We start from the raw sequence: 26,143 nt of genomic DNA, 5'->3' as shown, positions 1-26,143 counted from the left end.
CTTTCACTACAAATATGACTTTTTCTGCTTCGCATCTAAAAAATTAAATTTATGTTACTTCGCATTTAAATTCCCCATTGTATGTATAGGAACACTGCAAATTATTACCATTAGAAAACATAATTTAAATGGTTCACCCTACTATAATAGTTATAAAAACATAACATATAACCTTAGTTAAATAAATTTTATAAAGAAGGTGTAAAAATGAAGAATAAAATAAATTTACAAATGCAAAATATAAGCTTTGTTATCATAATTGCTTTAGCAGTATGGTTAAAAACATATCTTATTACGCGATTCAGTTTTGATTTAAAAATTGAGTCTTCTACACAAGAGCTTATTTTGTTTATTAGTCCTCTCGCTGCATCGTTAGCATTTGTTGGATTAGCATTATTTGCAACTGGTGAAAAGCGAAATTATATAGCGCTATGTATTAATTTCTTATTAACGATCGTACTTGTCGGAAATGTAATGTTCTATGATTTTTATAGTGATTTCGTTACGTTACCAGTACTTGGACAAACATCAAACTTTGGCCAATTAGGCGGTAGTATTATAGAAATATTGAACTACAAAATTATACTCGCATTCGTAGACATTATTTTCTTCTTTATTTTATTAAAAAAGAAGACATTGGTCTTTAAAACAGAACGTGTAACACATTCTACACGCTTACTATATTTCGCCTTAACAATTGCTGTATTTTCTGCAAATCTGCATCTTGCAGAAAAAGAACGCCCTGAATTATTATCGAGATCCTTCGACCGAGTAATGCTTGTCAAAAATTTAGGACTATACACTCACCAAATATATGATTTAACGCTGCAAGCAAAAGCAGGATCACAAAAGGCACTCGCTGATAGTAGTAAATTACAAGAAACTGAAAACTACGTAAAAGCAACCCAAAGTGAACCAAATCCTAATATGTTTGGCGCAGCGAAAGGAAAAAATGTAATTGTCGTTACTCTTGAATCCTTGCAAACCTTTTTAATAGGAGCATCCGTCAATGGTCAAGAAGTTACACCTTTCTTGAATGAATTCATAAATGAAAGCTATTACTTTGATAACTTTTTCCACCAAACTGGACAAGGAAAAACATCCGATTCTGAATTTCTAATAGATACATCGTTGTATCCATTAAACCGTGGAGCTGTATTCTTCACACACGGAAACAATGATTATACTGCAACTCCAGAAATTTTACGTGAACAAGGTTATTTCACTTCTGTATTCCATGCGAATAACGCAACATTTTGGAATCGTAACATTATGTACTCAGCTCTTGGTTATGATCGTTACTATAATGAACTTGATTACAAAATCACGCCCGAAACAAATTTAAATTGGGGATTAAAAGATATAGAATACTTTGATCAATCAGTAGATATGTTAAAAACGATTGATCAACCATTTTACGCTCGTTTCCTTACTTTAACAAACCATTATCCATTTACGTATGATGAAGACACAAAATTCATTGAACCATATAACTCTGGTAATGGCGTATTTGATCGTTACATCGTAACATCACGTTACTTAGACGAATCCATTAAAAACTTTATTGAGCGTTTAAAGGCCGAGGGGCTTTATGATGATTCTATTATTGTATTATACGGTGATCATTATGGCATTTCTGAAAAACATAACCGTGCAATGGCGCAGTTTTTAGAAAAAGATCAAATAACAGAATTTGATACTTTACATTTACAACGTACACCTTTATATATTCATATCCCTGGACAAACAAAAGGTCAAACGATTTCAAAGCCTACGGGACAAATTGATGTGAAACCTACTATTCTAAATTTATTAGGGATTGATACTACGAACGATATCCGTTTTGGTCACGATATGTTTTCAGATGAATATACAGGATTTGTTGTTTTACGTGATGGTAGCTTCGTTACAGACAAATATGCATACAAAAACAACACTTTTTATGACCGCATAACAGGTGAAATTGTAGATTTACCAAAAAAAGAAGCTCAAGCACTCATTAACCGTGCACAAAATGAATTACGTATGTCTGACAAAATTATTGAAGGCGATTTATTACGTTTCTCAGAAAGTAATAAAATTAAAACTGGCCAAGTAAAAACTAAAATTAAAGAAACTGAAAAATAATCTATATATGCGAAAGGAGCAACTCATTACGGTTGCTCCCTTTTTCCCCTCTTATAACAACGGATATAAACAAAAAAACAACTCCAAAATCCACTTTTGGAGTTGTTTTACGTTTATTCTATGCTTGTTTCTAAATTTAAATCTGTATAGGCATTATACTCACCTATATTTAAGATTACTTCACATTGACGTAATCTCAATTCAAAGAGCGTTATAGAATCATGATACACTTCAGGATTTGATTTCATTTTATGTAATATCTCTTGTTTTTCTTGTATTTCTAACTGCGTATTTTCTACAGCTTGTTTCAAGGAGTTAAATGGATTTCTAAAGAACATATTAATATCCCGCTCTTGTGTATTTTCAAACAGCTCAAATTGCAAGAAAAATTTCTTCATAATAGAAGCCGTTACTTCTGTATAATCTTCATTTTCTATATACTGTTTATATTTGTTATATAGCATAGATCTATTCTTTGGAAGAACCCCAAATAATTTGCCGGCACTTTTCAGTAAAAATTGCGCTGGCGTAAATCGGCGTAAAATATTTACTTCTTCCATTTGTATTCTAGTCGTCATTCTATCAGTATCTCTGCGCCAGTCATCAAGCACTTTAAAGTCACATTCTAATTGTATTCGATTTTCTCCAAATAAAGAATTAAGTCCTTCACTGAGTTCTTCTAAGTGCGATTGACTTTGAAGTAACTCATTATTAGAAGTTTCAATCCAATTTTGCATAGAACGAGCAAAGTTAGGTAATACAGTTTGTTCTAAATATTTGTGTACTCTTTCGTTCATTGCTGTATTTAGTTCCATTTCAATGTTTCCAAAATCGCTTTCTTCACTGATTAAATCAGAACAACTCTGCAGTAGCTTCGGAATATGTTCAGTAAGACCATTCGTAATTTCTGTTTTCATTGTACGATACGATTGTGTAATGATATGAATTTTTTCCCTCTCAAAAGCAGTAAGGTTATTAATACTACCATTTAATTTAACTAACATATCTTCATTCCAATTCATAGCATCCACTAGATTGTTTTCCTTCTCAACGCGTTTATCTAAAAGGTATGTAATTGTTTTTCGAATGAAAAACAATAGCTTTTCAGTACGATCTGCATCGATATTTTTATAGTTAAAGTTAAAACGAATAAACTCAGTTAAATCATTTAGTTGTTGATTACTTGTATATAACGAAGAGTAAGGGAAAAGTCTCGCTTGCGGGAAATACGCGTTTATTCTCGCTTGCGTATCATGTAAAACTCTTTTTACTTCTGCTTCACTGTAAATGTTATCGATTTTATTTAATAAGAAATGAATTTGTAGATTTGGTGTATGTTCTTGAATACTTAATAGAATGTCACGTTCTTTGTCAGTAAAAGGTGAATCCGCATTCAATACGAACAATAATTCGTCTACAGAATTCAGATATTCAAATATCTCATCTCTAGTATCGTTATTTCTATTAAAGCCAGGTGTAACTACAAATGTAAGTTTATTTTCACTTAAAAATTTGCATGGTAGTTTAAATTCAACACACGCTCTATCTCTATACGTTTGGTGGTGTAAAGACATCATATCATGGTAATCAGAGAAATTCTCAGTTGTTGTAATTGCTGAGTCTGTTATAGCGTTAATTTCTGTATGAGCATCATTTTTTAAAACCACTACATTTGAAATTGAGTTTTCTAATATATTTTCTCCTACTATAGAGTTAATAAATGCAGTTTTTCCATTTCCTGAAGTGCCCGTTACTAAAATACGATTTGTTCTTAAATCTGCAAGTTCGCTAACTAACCATCTAAATCGGTGACCCATTTCTATATCATGCTTTTGTGCCCACTGTGTAATAGATTCAAAAAGATGTAAACTATACTCTAAGCCATCCACATGATTAATAGAATACAACAGTAGGTTTTCTGCATTTTTTATATTTGCTACATCTATTTTGGAAGGGAAAATCTCATCCCATGCCAATACAGCTGCTGATGGAAATACAGCATAAGAAGAATTGACTACCTTTAACCAATTTGTTAACAGATTTGGAATGATATCATGTAATTGTCTAAGCGTATATTGGCCTTGAATTAATTCAAAATACGTTTCTTCGTAAAGAGAAGAAATTTTGTCCCATATATCGGACGAATGTATTTCGATATGTAAGAAAAACTCATTTATTGTGTTAAGCCATAATAAGTAATTTTGTTCATTTTTATAACTGTTCCAAAGTGATGATACAATTTGTGTAAATTGCACTTGATCTACATGATTTAATGTAACTAATACTTCATGAAAATAGTCTGGTGAAATATTTTTAGTAAATCCTTTATCGATATACCCTTTTAGCACCTCAAACCAAGGATAAGATTCTGTTCGAACCAGCTCATTCACAGCAAGCTCTACTGCACTATCAAAATCTTGCTGTTCTTCATAAAAAGAACGGGCAATTTTGGTGACATTCGGATAATCGGGATTTAAAGAAACCGCCTCTTTAATTACAGCGAAAGCTGAGTCAAAATTATTTTGCTCGATGTAAAGAGAAAGTAGTTGCAGTCCAATTTCAGTCATCAATATTTTGTTATCAGTAGTAATGGAAGTATAAACCTCTTCAGCAACTGATAGTCGGTTTAGTTCAAAGTAAGCATCCGCAATGTTTTTTTGTGCCCATGGTGCTAGTTCGTTGCCAACTTTCTCCCATTTGAAAATAGCTGATTCAAAATCTTGATGGTGATAATAAAATTCACCTTGTGCAAAACGAATATAAGACCCATCGGAAATTTCATGTTTTTCTTCGTTTACATAAACTTCCCCAAGTACGTCAAGAGGTGGTTTTGTTTCATTCTCCATTAGGAATGTTTCATAATACATCTTTTTTATTAATTGTTTTTCTATTCTCATCTTTTCCCCCACTATATCTTGAAAACACACTTTTAAGATATGTCAATACTTTTTTTATGTATGCTTTTTATCTTAACAAAGAATTTCTTTTGGAAAATTTCATTTTCCTTTCATTTTTCAAGTAAGATTGAATTTTTATGAGAAAAGTTTCAATTCTTTTTCAATTCGCTTTCAGTTGTGAAACAACATTAAGTGTTCCTAATAACCTAATAACACTATAATATTCCGCATTATATTATCAGGAAAACTATATATATATTACATTATAAAAACAATCTATAACGAATATATATGCATTGTTTGTTTCACCGATAAATAAAAAAACTCACCACATAATGGTTATTAGATAGACCAATATGCTACGTCCTTTCAGAATTTCAAACACACCACGATAACTTAAACAACAATAATAGTGAACGGCTATCATTACAATACCTCTCTCAAATTGTTTTCCTTTAAAATATTTCAGTAGTTATGTAATTAAATTGTTCTAACCTATATAAATAACTAGTCCAAAAAAACTCTATATGCATATCATGTTATAGTAAAGAATTCAGGAAATCCTAAAAAGGAGGCATTTTCATGTTTGAAGATAAATCTAAAATAAATTACCCATATGAATTTACTGAAACTACAACAGTCCCTCTAAAGAACCCCATTGATAAAAAATTCAAGAACGGCACAGGTACACATAACTTCCCAATTAAAAAGCATTATAAAGAGCAGGTTTTATATACTGAAAAAATTAATAATAATAATAAAAACAAATAATCCTATAGATCCTTATAACAATTAACCAAATAAGAATCAATATTTGGCCATGCATAGTTATATGTTTAATAATGTAGAAATCTTTATTATACAATTTACGTACCTTTAAAAAGTGCTGATATACGGCGCTTTTTTATACATAGATAAATTAAAGCTTACTTAGTCTAGAAATAAACTGTAAAATCAATCCACCTTATTTTCGTTTAACAATTAACTCTACATATTAAAAGGGAGCAACATTTACTGTTGCTCCCTTTTAATATCTAATTTTAGTATCCCTACATAACCCTCTTAAACATCTTCTCCAACTCATAAGTAGAATGATGTACAAGAATCGGTCTCCCGTGCGGGCATGTGTATGGATTTGTTGTTGTACGAAGTTCTTCAAGTAAAGCAAATATTTGATCGTTCGTTAAATATTGATTTGCCTTGATAGATGCTTTACAGCTCATCATAATGGCTGCTTCTTCACGCAACTTTTTAATATCAACTTTTTTTAGTTTAACAACTTGCTCCATCATCTCATCAATGATTTCTGTTTCTTGTCCTTTCGGGAACCACGTTGGATGCGAGCGAACAATAAAAGATTGATGGCCGAATTGTTCCAAAAATAGGCCGACTTTTTTAAGTTCTTCTAGTTGCTCTTCGACACGTAAAAATTCAGTAAGAGATAGGTCAATACGGTACGGTACAAGTAGTTCTTGTACTTCTTGCGCTACTCGTCCTACTTTATCACGGAAGTACTCATAATTAATACGTTCCTGTGCGGCATGTTGATCAATCATATATAACCCATTATCATTTTGAGCGAAAATATATGTTCCGTGCATTTGTCCAATTGGATAAAGCGGTGGTAAATCGTTACCGTTCATTTCAATCTCTTTTATTTCCCCGACCTCTTCTTCCAATTCCTCTAATTCAAAGTCGTCATCGTTACTGTTCCACGATTTCTCTTCTCGAATCGGTTCTTCGATTATCGGTTTAGAGGATGGCTGCCAACTTTGCTCTTCTCTTACGAGCGACTGTGGTGGTTGCCATTCTCGCTTCGCCGGTTGCCAAAGCTGCGCTGGTTGTTTCACAGTTGTTCGTTCTTCTTGTTTTTCATCCATGTCAGTCGGTAAAACGATGTTTGGCATCTGTGGTTCTTTCGGCTTTGTATGCTCAAACTGGAACTGTTCTTGCACACTTTCGTCTTTTTCTTTTTTCTTCGTTGTTACGCCTGCATCTGGAATGAGCTGTATTTTTTTAAATGCTGCTTGCAATGTTTCTTCGATAAGCTTTAGCAATTCTTGTTCTTTACTAAATCGAACTTCTAATTTTGCTGGATGTACGTTAACATCAACAAGCATTGGGTCCATTTCAATCGATAAGAAGCCGATTGGATATCGTCCAACTGGCAGTAATGTATGGTATCCTTGCTGAACTGCTTTCATTAATACGAAATTTCGCACGTAACGGCCATTTACGATCGTTGACATATAGTTACGAGACGCTCGCGTTACTTCTGGTAATGTTACATACCCTTTAATTGTGAAATCTAAAGATTCAGCTTCAATTGGAATAAGCTTCTTGGCAACTTGAATGCTATAAATTGATGCAAGTACTTGCCTTACATCACCATTTCCGGATGTATGAAGCAATTTCTTTTCATTATGAAACAGTTTTAACGATACTTCTGGATGTGACATTGCAATACGATACACGATATCTGTAATATTCCCAAGCTCTGTATGAATTGTTTTCATATATTTAAGACGCGCTGGTGTATTAAAGAATAAGTTTTGTACTGTAATATCCGTTCCTTTTCGGCTCGCTGTTTTTTCTTTTTTTATAATGTCTCCACCTTTAATGATAAGGTGGGTACCCGGCGCATCACCTGTGCTAGTGATTAATTCCAATTCACTAACTGAGGCAATACTTGGCAATGCCTCACCGCGGAATCCGAGCGTTCTTATACGGAACAGATCGTTTTCATCTTTAATTTTGCTCGTTGCGTGGCGTTCAAATGCAACGATACAATCTTCTTCGGCAATGCCATCTCCATTATCAATGATGCGAATTTTTGATAAACCAGCTTCTTCTAAGTGGATTTCAATAGATGTACTATTCGCATCGATAGAATTTTCCACAAGTTCTTTTACGACTGAGGCAGGGCGCTCTACTACTTCCCCTGCCGCAATTAAGTTAGAGAGTTGATCATCGAGTTTGCGAATTTTCCCCATCTACTTACTCATCCTTTCTTTAACTTTTTCTGTAAGCGATACAGTTCGTTCATCGCTTCTAAAGGCGTCATATCTAGTAAATCAATTTTTTTAATTTGTGCAAGTACTGCGCTTTCTTTTTGATCAAGCACAGGCTTGTCTTGTTTTTTTGAAGATTGGTCTCCTCCAAAGAAAGATAGTTGTGACTCTTCTTCAGTCTCTTCTTTCTTTTCTTGTATTTCTGCCGGTTCTTCTTTTACAACTACAGGTTCTGGAACAACTTCTTGCACCTTTACTTCTACACGCTTTGGAATAATAATTTCTTCTTGTCCTTCTAGTTGCGCTAACACTTCTTTTGCACGAGCGATTAAGCTATCTGGAAGCTCAGCAAGTTGCGCAACGTGAATTCCGTAACTTTTATCGGCTGCTCCATCTTGAATTTTATGAAGGAAGACTACTTTTCCATTCTCTTCAATAGCTGAAACATGTACATTTTTCAGTTGATCTAAACTTTCTTCTAGCACCGTTAATTCATGATAATGCGTAGAGAATAATGTTTTTGCACCAATTTGGTCATGAATATGTTCAATGATTGCTTGTGCAAGCGCCATACCATCATACGTTGATGTACCGCGTCCAATTTCATCAAATAAAATTAAACTTCTTTCTGACGCATTTGCAATCGCATTTTTCGCTTCTAACATTTCAACCATAAATGTACTTTGACCTGAAATTAAATCATCCGCTGCACCAATTCTCGTAAAGATTTGATCGAATACAGGTAATACCGCTTCTGTCGCTGGTACGAAACAACCAATTTGTGACATAACAGTAACAAGTGCTAATTGTCTCATATACGTACTTTTACCAGACATGTTCGGTCCTGTAATTAAAAAGACATCCATCTTCTCTGGCATAATACAATCATTTGGTACATACAATTTCCCGTTCAATACTTTTTCAACGACAGGATGGCGACCATCTTTAATAAAGATTTCACGCTTCGTTGTTAGCACGGGTTTTACAAACTGCTCTTCTTCACTTACAGTCGCAAAGCTTTGTAGTACATCTAATTCACTAATTACTTTCGCTAAATGTTGTAATTTCGGAATGAATACTTTTACTTCTTCACGAAGTGCTGTAAATAAATCATATTCCAGTTGTACAATTTTCTCTTCTGCTTCTAAAATTAACGTTTCTTTTTCTTTCAGTTCATCTGTAATGAAACGCTCAGCATTAGCAAGCGTCTGTTTTCGCTCATAGCGCCCTTCTGGAAGCGCTGCAAGATTCGCCTTCGTCACTTCAATGTAGTAGCCGAAAATACGGTTGTATCCAATTTTTAATGATTTAACCCCTGTAATATCACGCTCTCGTTTTTCAAGCTCCGCGATCCACGTTTTCCCATTTTTGCTCACGTAACGATATTGATCAAGCTTGTCATTATAACCGTCTTTAATAATATCTCCATCTTTAATAGAAAGTGGTGGGTTTTCCTGAATACTTCTTCCTAGTAATTCAGTTAAGCTCTCACATGGATCCGCACCTTGAATTAACCTTGCTGCATAAGCATTATCTAAAAGACTAATCGCTTCTAAAATAGCTGGTACTTGAAGTAAAGAACGTCTTAACTGTAATAAGTCCCGTGCATTTACATTACCAAATGCAACTTTCCCTGCTAAACGCTCTAAATCATATACTTCTTTTAGCTTTTCTTTTAAATCTTCACGTAAGAAGTAATCATTTACAAATGTTTCTACCATTTCTAAACGTTCTTCCACTTTCTCTTTCTGGATAAGCGGACGTTCCATCCACTGTTTTAACATACGGCCACCCATAGCTGTTTTCGTTTTATCTAATAGCCATAATAGTGAGCCTGTTTTTTCTTTCGTACGAAGAGTCTCAGTTAACTCTAAATTACGTTTTGAGTGCACATCAATTTTCATAAATTGATTTGTATAATAAATTTCTACTGGTTGCAAATGATCTAATGAACGTTTTTGTGTTCTTATCACATAGTTAAATAAGCGTCCAATCGCTTTAAGTAACTTTGCTTGTGAAACATTTTTCACAAGATGTTCTAACCCTTCCGGAATCGTTGTTGCACCTTCATACGAAATCGTCATTTTTAATGTTTCAGTCAATTTATTTAATTCATCTTTTGAAAATGTAGAATCTACAACAATTTCTTTCGAACCAGTTGCATACACCTCTAATAAAATATCTTCTACTGAACCTGTTAACAACGTCACTGTATTTTGTCCAGTCGTTAAGTCATTACAAGCTAGCGCATAAGATCCATCTTCGAAATGTGTTAATGCTGCTAAAAAGTTATTCTCTTTCTCGTCTATTGTACGCCCTTCCATCATCGTTCCTGGCGTAATTAGTTGTACTACTTCACGACGTACTACACCTTTAGCTGTTTTTGGATCTTCCACTTGCTCACAAACAGCTACTTTATATCCTTTTTCAACAAGTTGTTCAATATAATTTTTAGCTGCATGATGCGGTACACCGCACATCGGTATACGATCACTACTACCACCATCTCGGCTCGTTAATGTAATTTCAAGTTCATGAGCTGCTTTAACCGCATCTTCAAAGAACATTTCATAAAAATCACCTAATCGGAAAAATAAAAAGGCATCTTCATAGTCTGCCTTAACCTTTAAGTATTGCTGTATCATAGGCGTATATTGCGTCATGTCTTTCCTCCATAATTTTTACATAATAATCTATATTCATCCCGCATTAACGGGCAGTAAGATTCCCACCTCAAAAATCGGCTGGAACAAAGAAGTTAGGTGGGAGATCAACTGCCCGTAAAAGCCCGATTGGTTCAACTAATAATCAGTGGGGATGCCCCCCACTGATTATTAGTTGAACTTTATATATGTCACACTTCACGGACATCCATCTCTCCTATTTCAGGAGTCTTTCTTCATTATAACATATTTCATAAAGATTCATGTTCATTCAGCACCACTTATGTAAAGTAAAAAGCTAGGAAGAACTTCTCCCTAGCTTTCTATTACTCTTCTTCTGCGTCAACGATAAAGTTCGGATCTAATTCTTCAAACTCATCATCATCGACTTGGAAATCCTCATCTGATTCTACACAACCTTCAGGATTTACACTTACACAAATTTTTGTTTCCCCAACTACTTCTGTTACAAATTCACGTTCTACAGTTACAACAATTTTATTCCCATTTGGCGATACAAGAGCTTCTAAACAATTTGGCGGTTGAATGACACGAGCAATAATTTCTAAATCGTCACCAGAGAAGTTCTTATCACGATAACCAATGCTTACTTCGTCAGTGTAGTTCACACGTTCTGTTACAACTTCAGTCTTTGTATTGCCATCAAACGAATACCAAGTGTTCACATCATAGAAACCTTCAATTTCTACATGTTTTCCATTCTTTCTCGCTTCGTACGAGTGGTTAATTACCCAGCACCCTAAAATACTTGTTGGCTCATTATTCGATTCACATGTATGCGTTGACTTTGTATACTTACGTCCTTTTCCAACCACTGCTTTTGTAATAATCTCTCTAAATTCGGACATTCGTAACCCTCCTCAATCACTATTCACTTAATCATATGCGTGACAATAGCGGAATGTGTCATTCTTTTTTTGAGAAGAACTTACGTTTAATCCACTAAAAAAAAGAGATGTCAATATGACATCTCTTTAACAACCACAATTTCCTTTTTTACTTTCTACCGCCGCACCAGTTTCACCCTTAAGTACATCGCCGCCAGTTGAAACTAATATTTCATCTGTAACATTATTAGAAATGGTACTCGCAACTAACTGTAGTAAGTCATTTACATATGTTTGTGAAGATTTAAACTCCTGCACAACTGGAATATTGTCTAACTTATCTTGAAGTGCGTCAATTTCAGCTTCTACTTTTTTCAAAGCTTCCCACTTCCCGTAATGTTGCAAGTTAACTGCTTGTTTTTGCAATGCTTTAATTTCATCAATTGCGTGCTTTACATTTTCATTTTTATGAATTTGCGCCTCTGCTTTCTTAAAAAAATCAACTTCTTCTGTTTCAGAAATCATTTTCGCTAATTCTTTCGCTTGCTCTACAATTTCGTCTTTCGTATATACTTTCATCTATTATTTCACCTCAATCGGTTCCTCAACTAATTCCCCGTTAAGAGACCAAGTTTTTGCTTCCGTTATTTTTACTTTCACAAGCTGACCAATTAAAGATTTTGAAGCGACGAAGTTTACAAGTTTATTCGTACGAGTATAACCTGCAAGTACTTCCGGATTATTTTTACTTTCCCCATCAACTAACACTTCTACAACTTGACCTTTATAACGATTATTCTTTTCAACTGCCAACCCATTTACGAGTGTGTTTAATCGTTGTAATCGTTCTTTCTTTACTTCCATAGGCACATTATCTTTCATTTTTGCAGCTGGTGTACCTTCTCGCGGGGAATAAATAAATGTAAATGCAGTATCAAATCCTACTTCACGATATAACGACATCGTTTCTTCAAATTGCTCATCTGTTTCATTTGGGAAACCGACGATAATATCAGTTGTTAATACTGCGCTTGGAATTGTTTCTTTAATTTTTCTTACAAGTTCTAAATAATGTTCACGTGAATATTTACGTGCCATAATTTTCAACATATCTGTGCTTCCAGATTGAACTGGTAAGTGAATATGTTCCACTAGATTTCCACCTTTTCCAAGCACTTCAATTAAGTGGTCATCGAAATCACGTGGATGACTCGTTGTAAAACGAATACGGGCAATATCAACTTTACGAAGTTCGTCCATTAAATCGCCAAGACCGTATTCTAAATCTTCAAAGTCTTTACCATATGCATTTACGTTCTGTCCAAGTAGCGTAATTTCTTTATAACCATTCGCAGCTAAATGACGAATCTCTTGAATAATATCTTCTGGACGCCTGCTTCGCTCTTTTCCGCGTGTATACGGTACAATACAATATGTACAGAATTTATCACAGCCATACATAATATTTACCCAAGCTTTAATATCGCCACGACGTACTTTCGGAAGGTTTTCAATTACGTCTCCTTCTTTTGACCAAACTTCAACTACCGTCTCCTTCGAGAACATTGCATCTTTTAGAATGTACGGTAATCTATGAATATTATGCGTGCCAAATACCATATCTACATGCTGATTTTTTTGCATGATTTTATTTACAACAGATTCCTCTTGAGACATACAACCACATACACCAATTAAAAGGTCCGGATTTCTACGTTTTAATGATTTTAAATGACCAAGTTCACCAAACACTTTATTTTCAGCGTTTTCACGAATTGCACAAGTGTTTAATAAAACTACATCTGCATCTTCAGTTGAAAATGTCGGTTCATATCCAAGTGTTGTGAAAATACCTGCCATTACTTCCGTATCATGCTCATTCATTTGACACCCATATGTACGAATATAAAACTTTCTTCCTGCACCAAAATTACGAAACTCTTCAGGTAAGCCAAAATCCCGTTCAATTTTAACTTCTTCTTTTCCACGCTTTTTGGCATCTTTTAAGGAAGGTGGTTGATATACGCTTTCAAAGTATTTGCTATAATCTTTCTCTTCTTTTTTCGTAGAGGAATTTGCTTGTTGACTTGCTAATCGTTGTTGCTCGTTCATCGGTAATCTCCTTTCACCCTTAACTATACACACTCTGTAGTCTATTTTAATGCGCTTAGACCCACCTTAAAAATGGTTAGATAGCTTGATTGAGAGATAACTTGTCCTTTGAAACTTGAGTAATCGATCTAATCATCCGTAAGAATGAAGTCTTCCCCACACAAATAGACATTCCCTTTTTATTATTTCATCTTGTCCTACCCAAAAGCATATTGCTTTATCCCTATACACATTACCATAGTATGAAGCGTTTAGCCAATTTTAACAAGGAATAGGCCCTGCCTTATCTTACATTTCATAAGCAATGAACTTGCCATTTCCATACAACGATCCTTATATTATTTTACCATTCTGAATTTTCTAAGTAAACAAAGCTATCCTATATTTTTCATTCAGTAAAAAAAGGTTGCCGAATGGCAACCTTCTAATCGTTACATAAATTCAGCAACAAGCTCATCAAACATTTTCTGATCCATATTTAAATCAGCTTGTACTAATGGCTTTTCACTATAGCCTTTTACAAGTTCTTGATATGATGGTTGCGCAGTATTTTGATAAATTAAACCTGTTACTAATCCGTTATTTTCCATTAATGTTTGCATAGCCATCATGCGATTAGATGGATCATATCCCTCTACTGTACTTAGTTTCGTTAAGTTCTCTTTGAACCAATCGTACGTATTTACTTTATTATAAGTAACACATGGACTAAATACATTAATTAATGAGAACCCTTTATGGTTAATACCAGCTTCAATAATTTGCGTTAATTCTTTTAAATCACTTGAAAAGCTTTGCGCCACAAATGTTGCACCAGCTGTTAATGCCATTTCCATAACATTTAATGATGGTTCAATCGAACCTTGTGGTGTACTTTTCGTTTTAAATCCAGCTTCACTACGTGGTGAAGTTTGGCCTTTTGTTAATCCGTAAATTTGGTTATCCATTACTATATACGTAATGTCAATGTTTCTACGAATAGAATGGATTGTATGTCCCATACCAATCGCAAATCCATCACCGTCACCACCTGATGCGATAACTGTTAAATCACGATTTGCCATTTTCACACCTTGTGCAATCGGAAGGGCACGTCCATGAATACTATGCACACCATATGAATTAATATAACCTGATATACGACCTGAACAACCAATACCAGAAACAACAGCAAGTTCATCTGGATTTAAGCCAACGTTAGCTGCCGCACGCTGAATTGCAGCTTGCACCGAAAAGTCTCCGCAACCTGGGCACCAGTTTGGTTTTACACTGTTACGAAAGTCCTTAAATGTTGCCATTTAATACAACCCCTTTTTTGCATTCGTTGTAAATCTCTTTTGGCAAGAATGGGTTTCCATCATATTTTAAAAGACTAGAAATTTTCTCACCACTACCAAGATTCATTTTCATAATGTTAGCAAGCTGACCAGTCGCGTTGTTTTCTACAACTACAACACGTTTTGCATTTTTCACAAGTGGATCGATTTCAGCTTTCGGGAACGGGTGAATTAAACGGATTTGAGCATGGTTTACTTTCATACCCTCTTGTTCTAAACGCTCCATTGCCTCTTCGATCGCACCACGAGTTGAGTTAAATCCAACAAGCAATACATCTGCTTCCTCATGCTTAACATTTTTATAAACAGGGGTATTAAACTTCAAGTTCTCCATTTTACGGAAACGTTTGTCCATTTGATCTTTACGGTTTATTGCTGATTCAGATGGTTTACCAGTTTCATCATGTTCTACACCTGTAACATGGTGAATACCATTTTTCATACCAGGTAAAACACGTGGTGAAACGCCATCTTCTGTTACTTCATAACGCTTGAAGTATGCTTTATTTTCACGTTCTGGTAATTCTGCTTCTAAATCCAGCTTACCGCGACGAATTTCCACTTTATCTAACGTAAGCGGTTCTACAGTTTGTTTACCTAAAGAAAGCTGTAAATCCGTTAAGAAAATAACAGGCACTTGATATTCTTCAGCTAAGTTAAACGCTTCTACAATATCATAGAAAGCTTCTTCCACTGTACTTGGCGCCATTACGATTTTTGGAATTTCACCATGCGTACCGTAAATCATCGCCATTAAATCAGACTGCTCTTGTTTCGTTGGTAACCCCGTACTTGGACCACCACGTTGCGTATCAACAATTACTAGCGGTGTTTCTGTAATACCTGCTAAACCAATCGCTTCCATCATTAAAGAAAGACCAGGCCCTGCAGATGCTGTTAATGTACGAACACCAGCATAGTTTGCGCCAATTGCCATTGTACAAGCTGCGATTTCATCCTCAGTTTGGATTACTGTTCCGCCGACTTTAGGCAATTTTTTAATTAAGTATTCCATAATTTCAGATGCAGGTGTGATTGGATATGCTGACATAAAACGAGCGCCACCAGCTACCGCACCAAATGCGATTGCATCGTTTCCAATCATAAACATGCGTTTCTTACCATCAGCTTTTTCAAGCTGCATCATGTTTACTTTCTCACCTAGCAATTCTTTCATATATTGAGAGCCACGTTTAATTGCGTCCATATTCTTTTGAACGACTTGCTCTCCTTTACGACCAAAGATTTCTTCAACAACATCCAAATAAGCTGTTTCGTCTAAACCTAATACCGCACTTGATGCTCCAACAGCAACCATGTTTTTCATTAATGATGTACCTAATTCTGAAGCAATATCTGTAAACGGTATCACATATAAATTTACATCTGTATTGTCAGGTATTGTTGGATTAAATTTCGCATCCGCAACGACAATTCCGCCTGGACGTAGTTCGTGGAAGTTAAAATCAATTGTTTCTTGATCAAAAGCAATTAAAATATCTAAGTCATCTGAGATCGCACGTACTTCTGTTGTACTTACGCGAATTTTATTATTTGTATGGCCGCCTTTTATACGTGATGAGAAGTGGCGGTAACCGTATAGGTAATATCCTAATCGGTTTAATGCTATACAGAAGATTTCCCCTGTACTTTCAATTCCTTCACCTTGTTGGCCTCCAACTTTCCATGAAAGTTGACTAATCATCTCCTACACCCCTTTTGGCTGCATTCATTGTAGTGTATTTTTTTACAGTATTAGTTTAGCATTTTTTATGCAAATAAACTACAACGGACGCAAATTATGCCTCTTCTGATTTCCCTGAATCTTAAGTATAAAGCTATTTCGTTTTTCATTCTAGTATTAGGTCCTAAAAAAAGCAATAATATCAATTGGATTTATTTTAATTTTTCTGATTTTTTAAAACAAAACACTTAAAAACTTATATGTTCAACAAAGTTATCATACAAAAATCGTTCTACAGTTGATGCAGCATAGTGTTTATATAGTTCATTAATTACATTTTCATAATCTTCATACACCGATACATTTACAACTGTTTCTAAAATCCCATCAAAATCTGAACCAAACCCTATGTTGTTTTCTCCACCTAGCGAACAAATATAATCGATATGTTTTATTATATCTGTAATATTCGCTTGTTTTTCATTTGTAAGAAACTGAGGTACAAAAGTGACACCAATCATGCCATTTCGCTTTATAAGGAATTGAATTTGTTCCTCATTTAAATTACGTGGATGGTCACACAGTTTATAGCAATTTGAGTGAGATGCAATAGGATTATTTGCAATTTCTATCACATCCCAAAAACTTCTCTCATTTAAATGGGACAGATCGGTCCATAAATGTAACGTATTAAGTTCTTGTACAACTTGTCTACCGAAAGTAGTTAAGCCTGCTCCACGTGTCTCTAGCGCCCCATCAGCTAACAAATTCGCATAGTTCCATGTTAATCCAAAGGAACGTACACCTAATTGATAAAACAAACGTAATTTCATCGCCTCTTTTCCAATTGCTTCGCATCCTTCTAATGTTAAAAGAGCTCCAATCTCGTCCTGTTTTAACATACTTATATCAGCTTTCGTTCGGATCAACTTCACACCTGGTAGCGATAAAATTTCATTATAAAAAATATCTATCATTTGTAATGCCGCTTCAAAACGTTTTTCATATGCTACTGTTTCTGGCACATATATAGCAAAACATTGTATACTTCCTTTTCTTTTCTTCAATTGTTCAAATGTAATATGTAATTGTGAATCATTTTTAAAATTCTTTTTCCCCTTTGCAATCCATAACTGTAAGAGTACATCACAATGAGCATCAAAAATTTTCATTTTCATTCCTCCACTATAAAAATAACCTGTTTGCATACTGCAAACAGGTTGTTTAAACTTAACGAGGTTCTACAATTAATTTTATTGCTGTACGCTCTTCCCCATCAATCATAATATCTGTAAACGCTGGGATACAAATCAGGTCCAAACCACTAGGCGCTACAAACCCTCTTGCAATTGCTACTGCTTTTACCGCTTGGTTCAATGCACCTGCACCAATAGCTTGAATTTCTGCTGTTCCGCGTTCGCGAATAACACCTGCAAGTGCACCAGCTACAGAATTAGGGACCGACGTTGCTTTAACTTTTAATATTTCCATTCCGCGTTTCCTCCTCGTTTCTTTAAAAAGTATTAGCAATTATATCACTTTAACTTATATTCACGAGGAATGGCGCGTATTCCTGCTAAATTTTCGTAATTTTTCTAAAAAATTAAAATATAATAACTTATCTAAATCTTTACGGAGATTTACTCAAAAAATGGTTGATCGTCATTAATTAAAATGCGCTCAATTTTCTTTGCTTTTCCTGTATTCGGATCCACATCAATTAGCACTGCACTTAATTGTGTTCTACCATTCGTCACTTCAAATCTTACCGGTAAGTTTGTTAAAAACTTCTTCAAGACCGCTTCTCTATCCATACCTAAAATTCCGTCATACGGGCCTGTCATACCAACATCTGTAATGTATGCTGTTCCGCTTGGTAAAATACGATTATCTGCTGTAGGTACATGAGTATGTGTACCTACTACCGCTGTAGCACGACCATCTACATACCAACCTAGCGCTTGTTTTTCACTTGTAGTTTCCGCATGAAAATCAACAAAGATAATATTCGTACGTTTTTTCGCAATGTTAATTAATTCATCCACTTTTCGAAATGGACAATCAATCGGAGGAAGGAACGTACGCCCTTGTAAGTTAATAACTGCAACTTCTGTTCCATTACAATTCACAAATATAAGACCTTTTCCCGGTGTTCCTTCTGGGAAGTTAGCTGGTCTTGCAAGATATTTTGCATCATCAATAAATTCAAATACCTCACGATTATCCCAAGCATGGTTTCCAAGTGTAACCGCTTGTGCGCCGCACTCTAAAAAGTTTCGATAAATTTTTTCTGTAATACCACGCCCACCTGCTGCATTTTCTCCATTAATGATTGTTACTGTAGGTGTATATTTTTTCTTTAACGCCGGTACGTATTGTTGAATCATACTTCTACCAGGAGATCCTACTACATCCCCAACAAATAATATTCTCATATGTCTTACCCTTTCTATGTACTACATTTTTTATTACTATAACTTCAAGCAATTTCCTTACAACAAATTTATTATAAGTTTGTTTCACTTGATTTTCTTTATTTTATCCAATTCCAACACAAAAAAATAAAGTGGTGTTTCACCACTTTATTTTGCGTATTCCACTGCACGTGTTTCACGAATAACAGTTACTTTAATATGTCCTGGGTAATCCAGTTCATTTTCAATACGTTTTCGAATATCACGAGCTAAACGATGAGCTTCTAAGTCATCGATTGTATCTGGTTTTACCAGAATACGAACTTCACGTCCTGCTTGAATTGCGAATGATTTTTCAACGCCTTCATAAGACTCTGAAATCTCTTCTAACTTTTCAAGACGACGAATGTAGTTTTCAAGCGTTTCACTACGAGCTCCCGGTCTTGCAGCTGATAATGCATCTGCTGCTGCAACTAAAACTGCAATGATAGAAGTTGGTTCTGTGTCACCATGGTGAGATGCAATACTGTTTATAACTACAGGATGCTCTTTATATTTCGTCGCAAGTTCAACACCAATTTCAACGTGACTACCTTCTACTTCATGATCAATAGCTTTCCCGATATCATGTAATAGACCTGCACGTCTTGCTAGTTTTTCATCCTCACCAAGCTCTGCTGCCATAAGTCCAGTTAAATATGCAACTTCCATAGAGTGTTTTAAGACGTTTTGTCCGTAACTTGTACGGTATTTCAAACGACCTAAAATCTTAATTAAATCTGGATGTAATCCGTGAACACCCACTTCAAACGTTGTTTGCTCTCCGACTTCGCGAATATACTCGTCCACTTCACGTCTTGATTTTTCGACCATCTCTTCAATACGCGCTGGGTGAATACGTCCGTCCTGTACTAGTTTATCAAGAGCGATACGAGCTGTTTCACGACGAATTGGGTCGAATCCAGAAAGGATTACTGCCTCTGGTGTATCATCGATAATTAAGTCAATACCCGTTAACGTTTCTAACGTACGAATATTACGACCTTCACGCCCGATAATACGTCCCTTCATTTCGTCATTTGGAAGATTTACAACCGAAACGGTTGTTTCAGCAACATGATCAGCTGCACATCTTTGCATTGCAAGAGATAAAATCTCTTTTGCTTTCTTATCCGCTTCTTCTTTCGCGCGAACTTCACTTTCTTTTACCATAACAGCGATTTCATGAGAAACTTCACTTTCTACTTTACCAAGAATAATTGCTTTCGCTTGTTCGCGTGTCAGATTGGAAATGCGCTCTAATTCTGTTTGTTGCTTTTGAACTAACTCTCCCACTTTGCTTTCCAACTCTTCAATCTGTTGTTGTCTCGCTACAAGAGAATCCTCTTTCTTCTCTAACTGCTGCTCGCGTTTATCGAGCGTTTCGTCTTTACGATCAAGGTTCTCTTCTTTTTGCATTAAACGATTTTCTTGTTTTTGTAATTCGCTTCTACGGTCACGAATTTCTAATTCAGCTTCTGTACGAAGTGTATGAATTTCATCCTTTGCTTCTAAAAGCGCTTCTTTCTTAAGTGCTTCAGCATCACGATTCGCTTCGTCTAAAATACGTCTCGCTTCATTAGCCGCACCATTAATCTTCGCTTCAGCAATAGACTTTCGAACAAAAAAGCCAACAACTGCACCGACTGTTGCAAGCAAAATGGAGATGAGTATCCAAACTGTACTCGTCATGATTTCACCTCCCCTTGCTATGAATGAAAAAAGACTGTCGGCATGTACATTGAATTACAACATACAGCAAAGACCGTCGTCCCGCTTTTTTAAGGGACTTTCTTCATTTCACAATTAAAATGTCATATTATTATTTCGGCAAGATTTAAACCTTACTCCGAATATTACTTCTCTTCTTGAGAAGAGTATATCGTATATAAGAAAAAATATACATTCTCATTGTATCTATCGGAATTTTCATTGTCAAGCGTTGTCTACTTTTACTTTCTTTACCTTCAGTCCTGAATGTTATCTGAATTTGAAAAATTGATAGCATATTATCCTGGAAAACCTTAGTAAATACCATTTTATTCCCTTAAAACATATGAATATCCCTCTTTACACATCCCGTTTGAGTCAAAAAAAATTTTTTAACTACTGCGATATACACGATTTTAATAGAAGGTAAAAAAATAAAAGACACGGGACCGTGTCTTTTATTTTTTAATCTTGAAGAGTTGAATCTTCCGTGTCTTCCACACCTGAGTCTTCACCAATTCCGTGATGATCACGAACAAAGAAGGCAATTTCCTCTCTTAAATCCGTATTCTCTTTTAAGAATTGTTTTGAATTTTCACGACCTTGTCCTAAACGTTCTTCATTATACGAGTACCAAGCACCACTCTTTTGAACGATATCAAGTTCAGAAGCCATATCTAAGATTTCACCTTCTCTTGAAATACCTTCTCCGTACATAATATCAACTTCAGCAACACGGAATGGTGGTGCTACTTTATTTTTCACTACTTTTACTTTCGTTTTATTACCGACGATGTCGTTACCTTGTTTTAATTGCTCAGCACGACGTACTTCAAGACGAACTGTTGAATAGAATTTCAACGCACGACCACCCGGAGTTGTTTCTGGGTTCCCGAACATAACCCCAACTTTTTCACGAATTTGGTTGATAAAGATTGCGATTGTTTTTGATTTATTGATTGCACCTGAAAGCTTACGAAGTGCTTGTGACATTAAACGTGCTTGTAAACCTACGTGTGAGTCACCCATGTCTCCTTCGATCTCTGCTTTCGGTACAAGAGCTGCTACAGAGTCAATTACGATAATGTCAACCGCGCCACTTCGTACAAGTGCTTCTGCGATTTCTAGTCCTTGCTCCCCTGTATCAGGCTGTGATAATAGTAATTCATCTATGTTAACGCCTAATTTTTGTGCATATACAGGATCCATTGCATGCTCCGCATCAATAAACGCTGCTTGTCCACCTTGACGCTGTACTTCAGCGATTGCATGTAATGAAACTGTTGTTTTACCTGAACTTTCAGGTCCGTAAATTTCAATAATACGGCCACGTGGGTATCCGCCTACCCCTAGTGCCACATCAAGTGCTAAAGAACCACTTGAAATTGTAGAAATTCTACGCTCAGCTTGTTCTCCTAATTTCATAATTGAACCTTTACCGAATTGCTTCTCTATTTGTTTTAACGCCATATCTAATGCCGCTTGACGATCACTCATTCAAAATTCCTCCTTAACTGAATTGCTAATCTTATTATACCTATTTTCAATTCAATTTGCCAACAAAAATCGAACATTTATTCGATTTTTTTATTTTCCATTACATAAAACTGCATTTAACCATTAAAAAAAGCTAAAAGAGACTTATATCTCTTCTAGCTTTTTATACAAATGATAAAACCCATATTTTGCTGAGCGTTCCCTAATTTGTTGACGACTTCCGCTTAAATTTAGAGGAAAGACTACAGTTGGTTCATCTTTAATCGCCAATCCAACAAATACTGTTCCCGGCTCTTTATGTTCTGAAGCATCTGGTCCTGCTACCCCAGTGAAACTAATTCCGATATCCGCTTTTAATAATTCTTTAACATTTTCAGCAAGATAACGAGCACATTCTTTACTAACTGCACCGTCAGTAGACAACACTTCCTCAGGTACATGTAAAACATGTTGCTTCACATCATTATGATAACAAATGACACCGCCTTTAAATACTGAAGACACACCAGCACTTTCTGTTACTTGATTACCGAAGAGACCACCTGTTAAACTTTCTGCACACGCTAAAGTTAATCCTTTTTTCTTCAATAACTCTATCGCCTTATAGTGCAGAAACTCTTGGTCATACCCGTAGAAAAATTCTCCTACTCTTTCTAAAATCAAATCTTCCATATGCTGAATGAGTTTCTCCGCTTCATGAGCATTTTGATGCTTCGCAGTTAAACGCAATGTCACTTCTCCATCATTCGCAAGCGGGGCGATTGTCGGGTTCGTTTGTCCATCAATTAAATCTTGAACTTTCACCTCTAATTGAGATTCCCCAATTCCGAAGAAGCGAAGCACGCGAGAATAAATGTTTTCTCCTGTTGTAAAGTTACGTAAAAAAGGCTCTACATAACTTACATACATTGGCCTCATTTCTTTCGGTGGTCCTGGTAATAAAATATATACTTTTCCGTTCTTATTTAAACCCATACCAGGTGCCATACCGTGATCATTTGCAAATACAGTTGCTCCATTCAAAACGAGTGCCTGCTTTTTATTATTTTCAGTGAACTCACGACCTGTACGCTTAAAATAATCGCTTATTAATGCTAATGCATTTTCGTCATATACAAGCTCTTCCCCTAAGCTAGACGCAATTGTTTCCTTCGTCAAATCATCTTTTGTCGGGCCTAATCCACCTGTAAAAATAAGCATGTCCGCACGTTCTTCTGCAACTTCAATCGCCTGCTGTAATCGTTTGTTATTATCTCCAACTACAGTATGGTAGTAAACATTAATGCCAATTGAAGCTAACTTTTCAGATAAAAACTGGGCGTTTGTATTTGCAATTTGTCCAAGTAATAATTCCGTTCCAACCGCAATAATTTCAGCATTCATCCCAATTCCCCCATAAACTTCTATTTTGAGTTTACAAAAGCAGCTCTATTTTTCCAGAAATAATCCCATCCTGAAATAACAGTAAAAATTAATGCAATCCATATAAAGATATCAGCAACTGGAATATGGATTAAATTTAACGGTACATCGTGTAATAAATACGCTGCAATCGCAATAATTTGTGTCCATGTTTTAATTTTCCCTAATTGATTCGCTGCAACGACTTCCCCTGTTCCAGCAAGTACAAGTCGTAAACCTGTCACAGCAAACTCACGACTTATAATTACTATAACGATCCAAGCTGGTACAGATCCCATCTCGACTAATGTGATAAGTGCTGCCGAAACAAGTAATTTATCTGCTAACGGGTCAAGGAATTTCCCTAAGTTTGTTACAAGATTATACTTTCTTGCGTAATGTCCATCAATCCAATCTGTAGCTGAGGCAATAATAAAGATAAGCGCCCCTACTAAGTGTTGAATTGGTAGATCTACATCACCAATTGTGTATGAACCCCAATCAAAGGGTGCTAACATAATTACCATAAAAACTGGGATTAAGAAGATTCTAGATATTGTAATTTTATTTGGTAAATTCACAGCTATTCCTCCATCATATCAAAAACATTTGTTCATTGAAAAAAGTCATCGAAGCGATGACTGTTATTGTGCAGGTTGCTCTACCCCTTGGTTTTTTATCACCAATCTTTGGTGAAGTTCTTTTTCTGGATCCAATGGGTAAGCGACCACTTGGCCATTCAGTTTAACTTCAACATTCGTTGCATTTCCAATATTAAGTCGCACTTCTTTTGCTGTTGATAAATCACGTTTTTCTGTTTGACCACTTTGTACTGTAGTGTTTAGAATTTCATTACCCGCATCGTCCTTAACATCTACATAACTTGTACCCTTCGCTGAAATTTCCAGTTCTAATGTTTTATTATTATGAATTTCCAAAGTAGATACCTTACCACTTGTTCCAACTACTTTTACTTCTTGTTGTCCAGTTGGTTCCTCTTTCTTTGGCTCTTCTTTTTTTGGCTCTTCTTTCTTTGGTTCTTCTTTCTTTGGTTCTTCCGCTTTCGCTTCATCTTTCTTCGTATCTAGCGGAGAATTTTCTGCTTTTTTAACTTCAATTTTCTCACTTTGAGTAGCCGGAACTCGTCCGTCATCTTTACCAGTCAGTGCTTGAATAACAAACCAAACTACGACTCCAAATGCGATTACTAACAATGCAATTAAGATTTTCGGCATATGATCTGCCATTGGCAATGATGAAGATTTTTGCATTGTTTCTTGTGTTTTTTGTCCAGTTGATACTTGTGGAACATCACGATTTTCAGATTGTGGTATCGTACTCTGATATTCTACAAGCAGTTCCTCTCCATTTAATCCAGCCGCATCTGCGTATTGTTTAATGAATGCACGTGCATAAAAAGCTCCTGGCAATACGTCATAATTGCCTTCTTCAATCGCTACTAAATGACGTTTTTGAATTTTTGTAATCTCATGCAGCTGATCAATAGACAAGCCTTTTGCTTCTCTTGCTTCTTTCAGCTTTTGTCCTAATTCTGTCACTACTAACACCTCAATATTTCTTTAAAAGTCGAACATAGAGAAATTATTTTGCGTACCTTGCTCAATTTCATCTACTAAATTATATTGAATTTCTTCATCATAATCGTTACGTAACTCAATAATATAATCAAAATCATCCAATGTGTATTCTGACTGACTCACAAATACATCAGGATGTTCCACAACTTTCGTTGCAGGCAATCTCATAATTTCACGAACGAGTTGCCAATGCCTTTCATTGGCACGCTTTGTTGACACAATTCCATCTAGGATGAAAATATTGTCATCGCTATACTCATCTTCAATCAATTGACTACGAACAGTTTGCTTAATGAGAGTAGATGATACAAATAACCATCGTTTATTTGCACAAACACTTGCGGCAACAATGGATTCTGTTTTTCCGACACGAGGCATTCCTCGTATCCCAATTAGTTTATGGCCTTCTTTTTTCATGATTTCCGCCATAAAGTCTACAAGTAATCCTAATTCATCACGCACAAAACGAAATGTTTTCTTGTCATCTGCATCTCGTTGTATGTACCTACCATGTCTAACCGCTAGTTTATCCCTTAGCTTTGGCGGACGATATTTCGTTACCGTTATGTTATCCATCGTATTTAAAATTGATTCAAGTCTAGAGATCTGCTCTTGATTATCACACATAAGGAGTAACCCACGTCGTGCATTATCAACACCATTAATTGTGACAATATTAATGCCGAGCATACCGATTAACGAAGAAACGTCACCAAGCAAGCCAGGTCGGTTTTTATGTATTTCATATTCAAAATACCATTCAATCATCCAAGATCACTCCCCTTGCTTACTTTACACCTACGTA

19 protein-coding genes and 1 pseudogene are annotated in these 26,143 nt (G+C 35.6%); 2 read left to right on the top strand and 18 right to left on the bottom strand.

The genetic code is table 11. The features are described from left to right. The first annotated feature begins 207 nt into the window (after window positions 1–207). The gene (locus JDS92_RS13640; protein WP_098711838.1) at window positions 208–2,127 is read left to right on the top strand and encodes an LTA synthase family protein; all 1,920 of its coding nucleotides are present in this window, start codon (window positions 208–210) and stop codon (window positions 2,125–2,127) included. A gap of 113 nt (window positions 2,128–2,240) precedes the next feature. Here the strand turns inward: JDS92_RS13640 and JDS92_RS13635 are convergent, their stop codons facing one another. Both JDS92_RS13635 and JDS92_RS30860 read right to left on the bottom strand, forming a co-directional pair. Continuing rightward, on the bottom strand, window positions 2,241–5,024 hold the full coding sequence (locus JDS92_RS13635) for a dynamin family protein (protein ID WP_098711837.1): 2,784 nt from the start codon (window positions 5,022–5,024) through the stop codon (window positions 2,241–2,243). 331 nt (window positions 5,025–5,355) lie between these two features. Beyond that, window positions 5,356–5,493, bottom strand: a pseudogene (locus tag JDS92_RS30860) (IS6 family transposase); the annotation flags it as partial. A 113-nt stretch (window positions 5,494–5,606) separates the two neighbouring features. Here JDS92_RS30860 and JDS92_RS13630 point away from each other — a divergent pair. Next, window positions 5,607–5,795, top strand: a complete 189-nt coding sequence (locus JDS92_RS13630) for a hypothetical protein (protein WP_000461139.1) — start codon at window positions 5,607–5,609, stop codon at window positions 5,793–5,795. A 278-nt stretch (window positions 5,796–6,073) separates the two neighbouring features. Here JDS92_RS13630 and mutL read toward each other — a convergent pair whose 3' ends face one another. The 16 genes from mutL to JDS92_RS13550 all read right to left on the bottom strand — a co-directional run bounded on the left by mutL (window position 6,074) and on the right by JDS92_RS13550 (window position 26,106). Next, window positions 6,074–8,017 carry a DNA mismatch repair endonuclease MutL gene (mutL, locus tag JDS92_RS13625; RefSeq protein WP_199632039.1) on the bottom strand — a complete coding sequence of 648 codons (1,944 nt, stop codon included), beginning with the start codon at window positions 8,015–8,017 and terminating at the stop codon, window positions 6,074–6,076. Window positions 8,018–8,025: 8 nt separating this feature from the next. Beyond that, on the bottom strand, window positions 8,026–10,698 hold the full coding sequence (mutS, locus tag JDS92_RS13620; protein WP_199632038.1) for a DNA mismatch repair protein MutS: 2,673 nt from the start codon (window positions 10,696–10,698) through the stop codon (window positions 8,026–8,028). A gap of 326 nt (window positions 10,699–11,024) precedes the next feature. Beyond that, entirely contained in the window at window positions 11,025–11,567 is a 543-nt protein-coding gene (gene cotE / locus JDS92_RS13615; protein ID WP_001288802.1) for an outer spore coat protein CotE, read from the bottom strand. Between the two features lie 126 nt (window positions 11,568–11,693). Further along, window positions 11,694–12,125 carry a YlbF/YmcA family competence regulator gene (locus JDS92_RS13610; RefSeq protein WP_000870465.1) on the bottom strand — a complete coding sequence of 144 codons (432 nt, stop codon included), beginning with the start codon at window positions 12,123–12,125 and terminating at the stop codon, window positions 11,694–11,696. A 3-nt stretch (window positions 12,126–12,128) separates the two neighbouring features. Next, the gene (gene miaB / locus JDS92_RS13605) at window positions 12,129–13,658 is read right to left on the bottom strand and encodes a tRNA (N6-isopentenyl adenosine(37)-C2)-methylthiotransferase MiaB (RefSeq protein ID WP_001005380.1); all 1,530 of its coding nucleotides are present in this window, start codon (window positions 13,656–13,658) and stop codon (window positions 12,129–12,131) included. Window positions 13,659–14,089: 431 nt separating this feature from the next. Beyond that, window positions 14,090–14,956: a 2-oxoacid:ferredoxin oxidoreductase subunit beta gene (locus tag JDS92_RS13600; protein ID WP_000190161.1), complete on the bottom strand. Its 867-nt coding sequence runs from the start codon at window positions 14,954–14,956 to the stop codon at window positions 14,090–14,092. Then, the gene (locus JDS92_RS13595) at window positions 14,943–16,700 is read right to left on the bottom strand and encodes a 2-oxoacid:acceptor oxidoreductase subunit alpha (protein ID WP_000625412.1); all 1,758 of its coding nucleotides are present in this window, start codon (window positions 16,698–16,700) and stop codon (window positions 14,943–14,945) included. The genes JDS92_RS13600 and JDS92_RS13595 overlap by 14 nt, the downstream gene beginning before the upstream one ends. 227 nt (window positions 16,701–16,927) lie before the next feature. After that, on the bottom strand, window positions 16,928–17,851 hold the full coding sequence (locus JDS92_RS13590) for a dipeptidase (RefSeq protein WP_097957671.1): 924 nt from the start codon (window positions 17,849–17,851) through the stop codon (window positions 16,928–16,930). A gap of 58 nt (window positions 17,852–17,909) precedes the next feature. Further along, window positions 17,910–18,170, bottom strand: a complete 261-nt coding sequence (gene spoVS, locus JDS92_RS13585; RefSeq protein WP_000404341.1) for a stage V sporulation protein SpoVS — start codon at window positions 18,168–18,170, stop codon at window positions 17,910–17,912. A gap of 149 nt (window positions 18,171–18,319) precedes the next feature. Next, window positions 18,320–19,114 (bottom strand): TIGR00282 family metallophosphoesterase, encoded by a 795-nt coding sequence (locus JDS92_RS13580; RefSeq protein WP_001221099.1) that lies wholly within the window; start codon window positions 19,112–19,114, stop codon window positions 18,320–18,322. Window positions 19,115–19,261: 147 nt separating this feature from the next. Next, window positions 19,262–20,824 (bottom strand): ribonuclease Y, encoded by a 1,563-nt coding sequence (rny, locus tag JDS92_RS13575; RefSeq protein WP_000204910.1) that lies wholly within the window; start codon window positions 20,822–20,824, stop codon window positions 19,262–19,264. 483 nt (window positions 20,825–21,307) lie between these two features. Beyond that, window positions 21,308–22,339 carry a recombinase RecA gene (recA, locus tag JDS92_RS13570; protein ID WP_001283854.1) on the bottom strand — a complete coding sequence of 344 codons (1,032 nt, stop codon included), beginning with the start codon at window positions 22,337–22,339 and terminating at the stop codon, window positions 21,308–21,310. A gap of 144 nt (window positions 22,340–22,483) precedes the next feature. Further along, entirely contained in the window at window positions 22,484–23,722 is a 1,239-nt protein-coding gene (gene cinA / locus JDS92_RS13565) for a competence/damage-inducible protein CinA (protein WP_087969816.1), read from the bottom strand. A gap of 20 nt (window positions 23,723–23,742) precedes the next feature. Beyond that, window positions 23,743–24,321 carry a CDP-diacylglycerol--glycerol-3-phosphate 3-phosphatidyltransferase gene (gene pgsA / locus JDS92_RS13560; RefSeq protein WP_001052980.1) on the bottom strand — a complete coding sequence of 193 codons (579 nt, stop codon included), beginning with the start codon at window positions 24,319–24,321 and terminating at the stop codon, window positions 23,743–23,745. Between the two features lie 63 nt (window positions 24,322–24,384). After that, window positions 24,385–25,299, bottom strand: a complete 915-nt coding sequence (locus JDS92_RS13555; RefSeq protein WP_000137455.1) for a helix-turn-helix domain-containing protein — start codon at window positions 25,297–25,299, stop codon at window positions 24,385–24,387. A 21-nt stretch (window positions 25,300–25,320) separates the two neighbouring features. Continuing rightward, window positions 25,321–26,106, bottom strand: coding sequence for a DUF3388 domain-containing protein (locus tag JDS92_RS13550; protein ID WP_000574107.1), 786 nt, complete (start codon window positions 26,104–26,106; stop codon window positions 25,321–25,323). Window positions 26,107–26,143: the final 37 nt, after the last annotated feature.

Origin of the sequence: Bacillus cereus group sp. N12 (assembly GCF_016483575.1) — a bacterium.
Classification (GTDB): Bacteria; Bacillota; Bacilli; order Bacillales; family Bacillaceae_G; genus Bacillus_A; species Bacillus_A toyonensis.
Note: the sequence above shows the minus strand (reverse complement) of the source record. Positions and strands in the feature narration are given on the sequence as shown.

What these genes read in the sequence shown, in the direction of transcription:
- JDS92_RS13550 (WP_000574107.1), bottom strand. Translation starts at nt 26,106, where the DNA reads ATGATTGAATGGTATTTTGAATATGAAATACATAAAAACCGACCTGGC.
- cotE (WP_001288802.1), bottom strand. Translation starts at nt 11,567, where the DNA reads ATGTCCGAATTTAGAGAGATTATTACAAAAGCAGTGGTTGGAAAAGGA.
- JDS92_RS13610 (WP_000870465.1), bottom strand. Translation starts at nt 12,125, where the DNA reads ATGAAAGTATATACGAAAGACGAAATTGTAGAGCAAGCGAAAGAATTA.
- JDS92_RS13595 (WP_000625412.1), bottom strand. Translation starts at nt 16,700, where the DNA reads ATGATTAGTCAACTTTCATGGAAAGTTGGAGGCCAACAAGGTGAAGGA.
- miaB (WP_001005380.1), bottom strand. Translation starts at nt 13,658, where the DNA reads ATGAACGAGCAACAACGATTAGCAAGTCAACAAGCAAATTCCTCTACG.
- JDS92_RS13630 (WP_000461139.1), top strand. Translation starts at nt 5,607, where the DNA reads ATGTTTGAAGATAAATCTAAAATAAATTACCCATATGAATTTACTGAA.
- rny (WP_000204910.1), bottom strand. Translation starts at nt 20,824, where the DNA reads ATGACGAGTACAGTTTGGATACTCATCTCCATTTTGCTTGCAACAGTC.
- spoVS (WP_000404341.1), bottom strand. Translation starts at nt 18,170, where the DNA reads ATGGAAATATTAAAAGTTAAAGCAACGTCGGTCCCTAATTCTGTAGCT.
- JDS92_RS13600 (WP_000190161.1), bottom strand. Translation starts at nt 14,956, where the DNA reads ATGGCAACATTTAAGGACTTTCGTAACAGTGTAAAACCAAACTGGTGC.
- JDS92_RS13635 (WP_098711837.1), bottom strand. Translation starts at nt 5,024, where the DNA reads ATGAGAATAGAAAAACAATTAATAAAAAAGATGTATTATGAAACATTC.
- JDS92_RS13590 (WP_097957671.1), bottom strand. Translation starts at nt 17,851, where the DNA reads ATGAAAATTTTTGATGCTCATTGTGATGTACTCTTACAGTTATGGATT.
- mutS (WP_199632038.1), bottom strand. Translation starts at nt 10,698, where the DNA reads ATGACGCAATATACGCCTATGATACAGCAATACTTAAAGGTTAAGGCA.
- mutL (WP_199632039.1), bottom strand. Translation starts at nt 8,017, where the DNA reads ATGGGGAAAATTCGCAAACTCGATGATCAACTCTCTAACTTAATTGCG.
- recA (WP_001283854.1), bottom strand. Translation starts at nt 22,339, where the DNA reads ATGAGTGATCGTCAAGCGGCATTAGATATGGCGTTAAAACAAATAGAG.
- JDS92_RS13580 (WP_001221099.1), bottom strand. Translation starts at nt 19,114, where the DNA reads ATGAGAATATTATTTGTTGGGGATGTAGTAGGATCTCCTGGTAGAAGT.
- cinA (WP_087969816.1), bottom strand. Translation starts at nt 23,722, where the DNA reads ATGAATGCTGAAATTATTGCGGTTGGAACGGAATTATTACTTGGACAA.
- JDS92_RS13640 (WP_098711838.1), top strand. Translation starts at nt 208, where the DNA reads ATGAAGAATAAAATAAATTTACAAATGCAAAATATAAGCTTTGTTATC.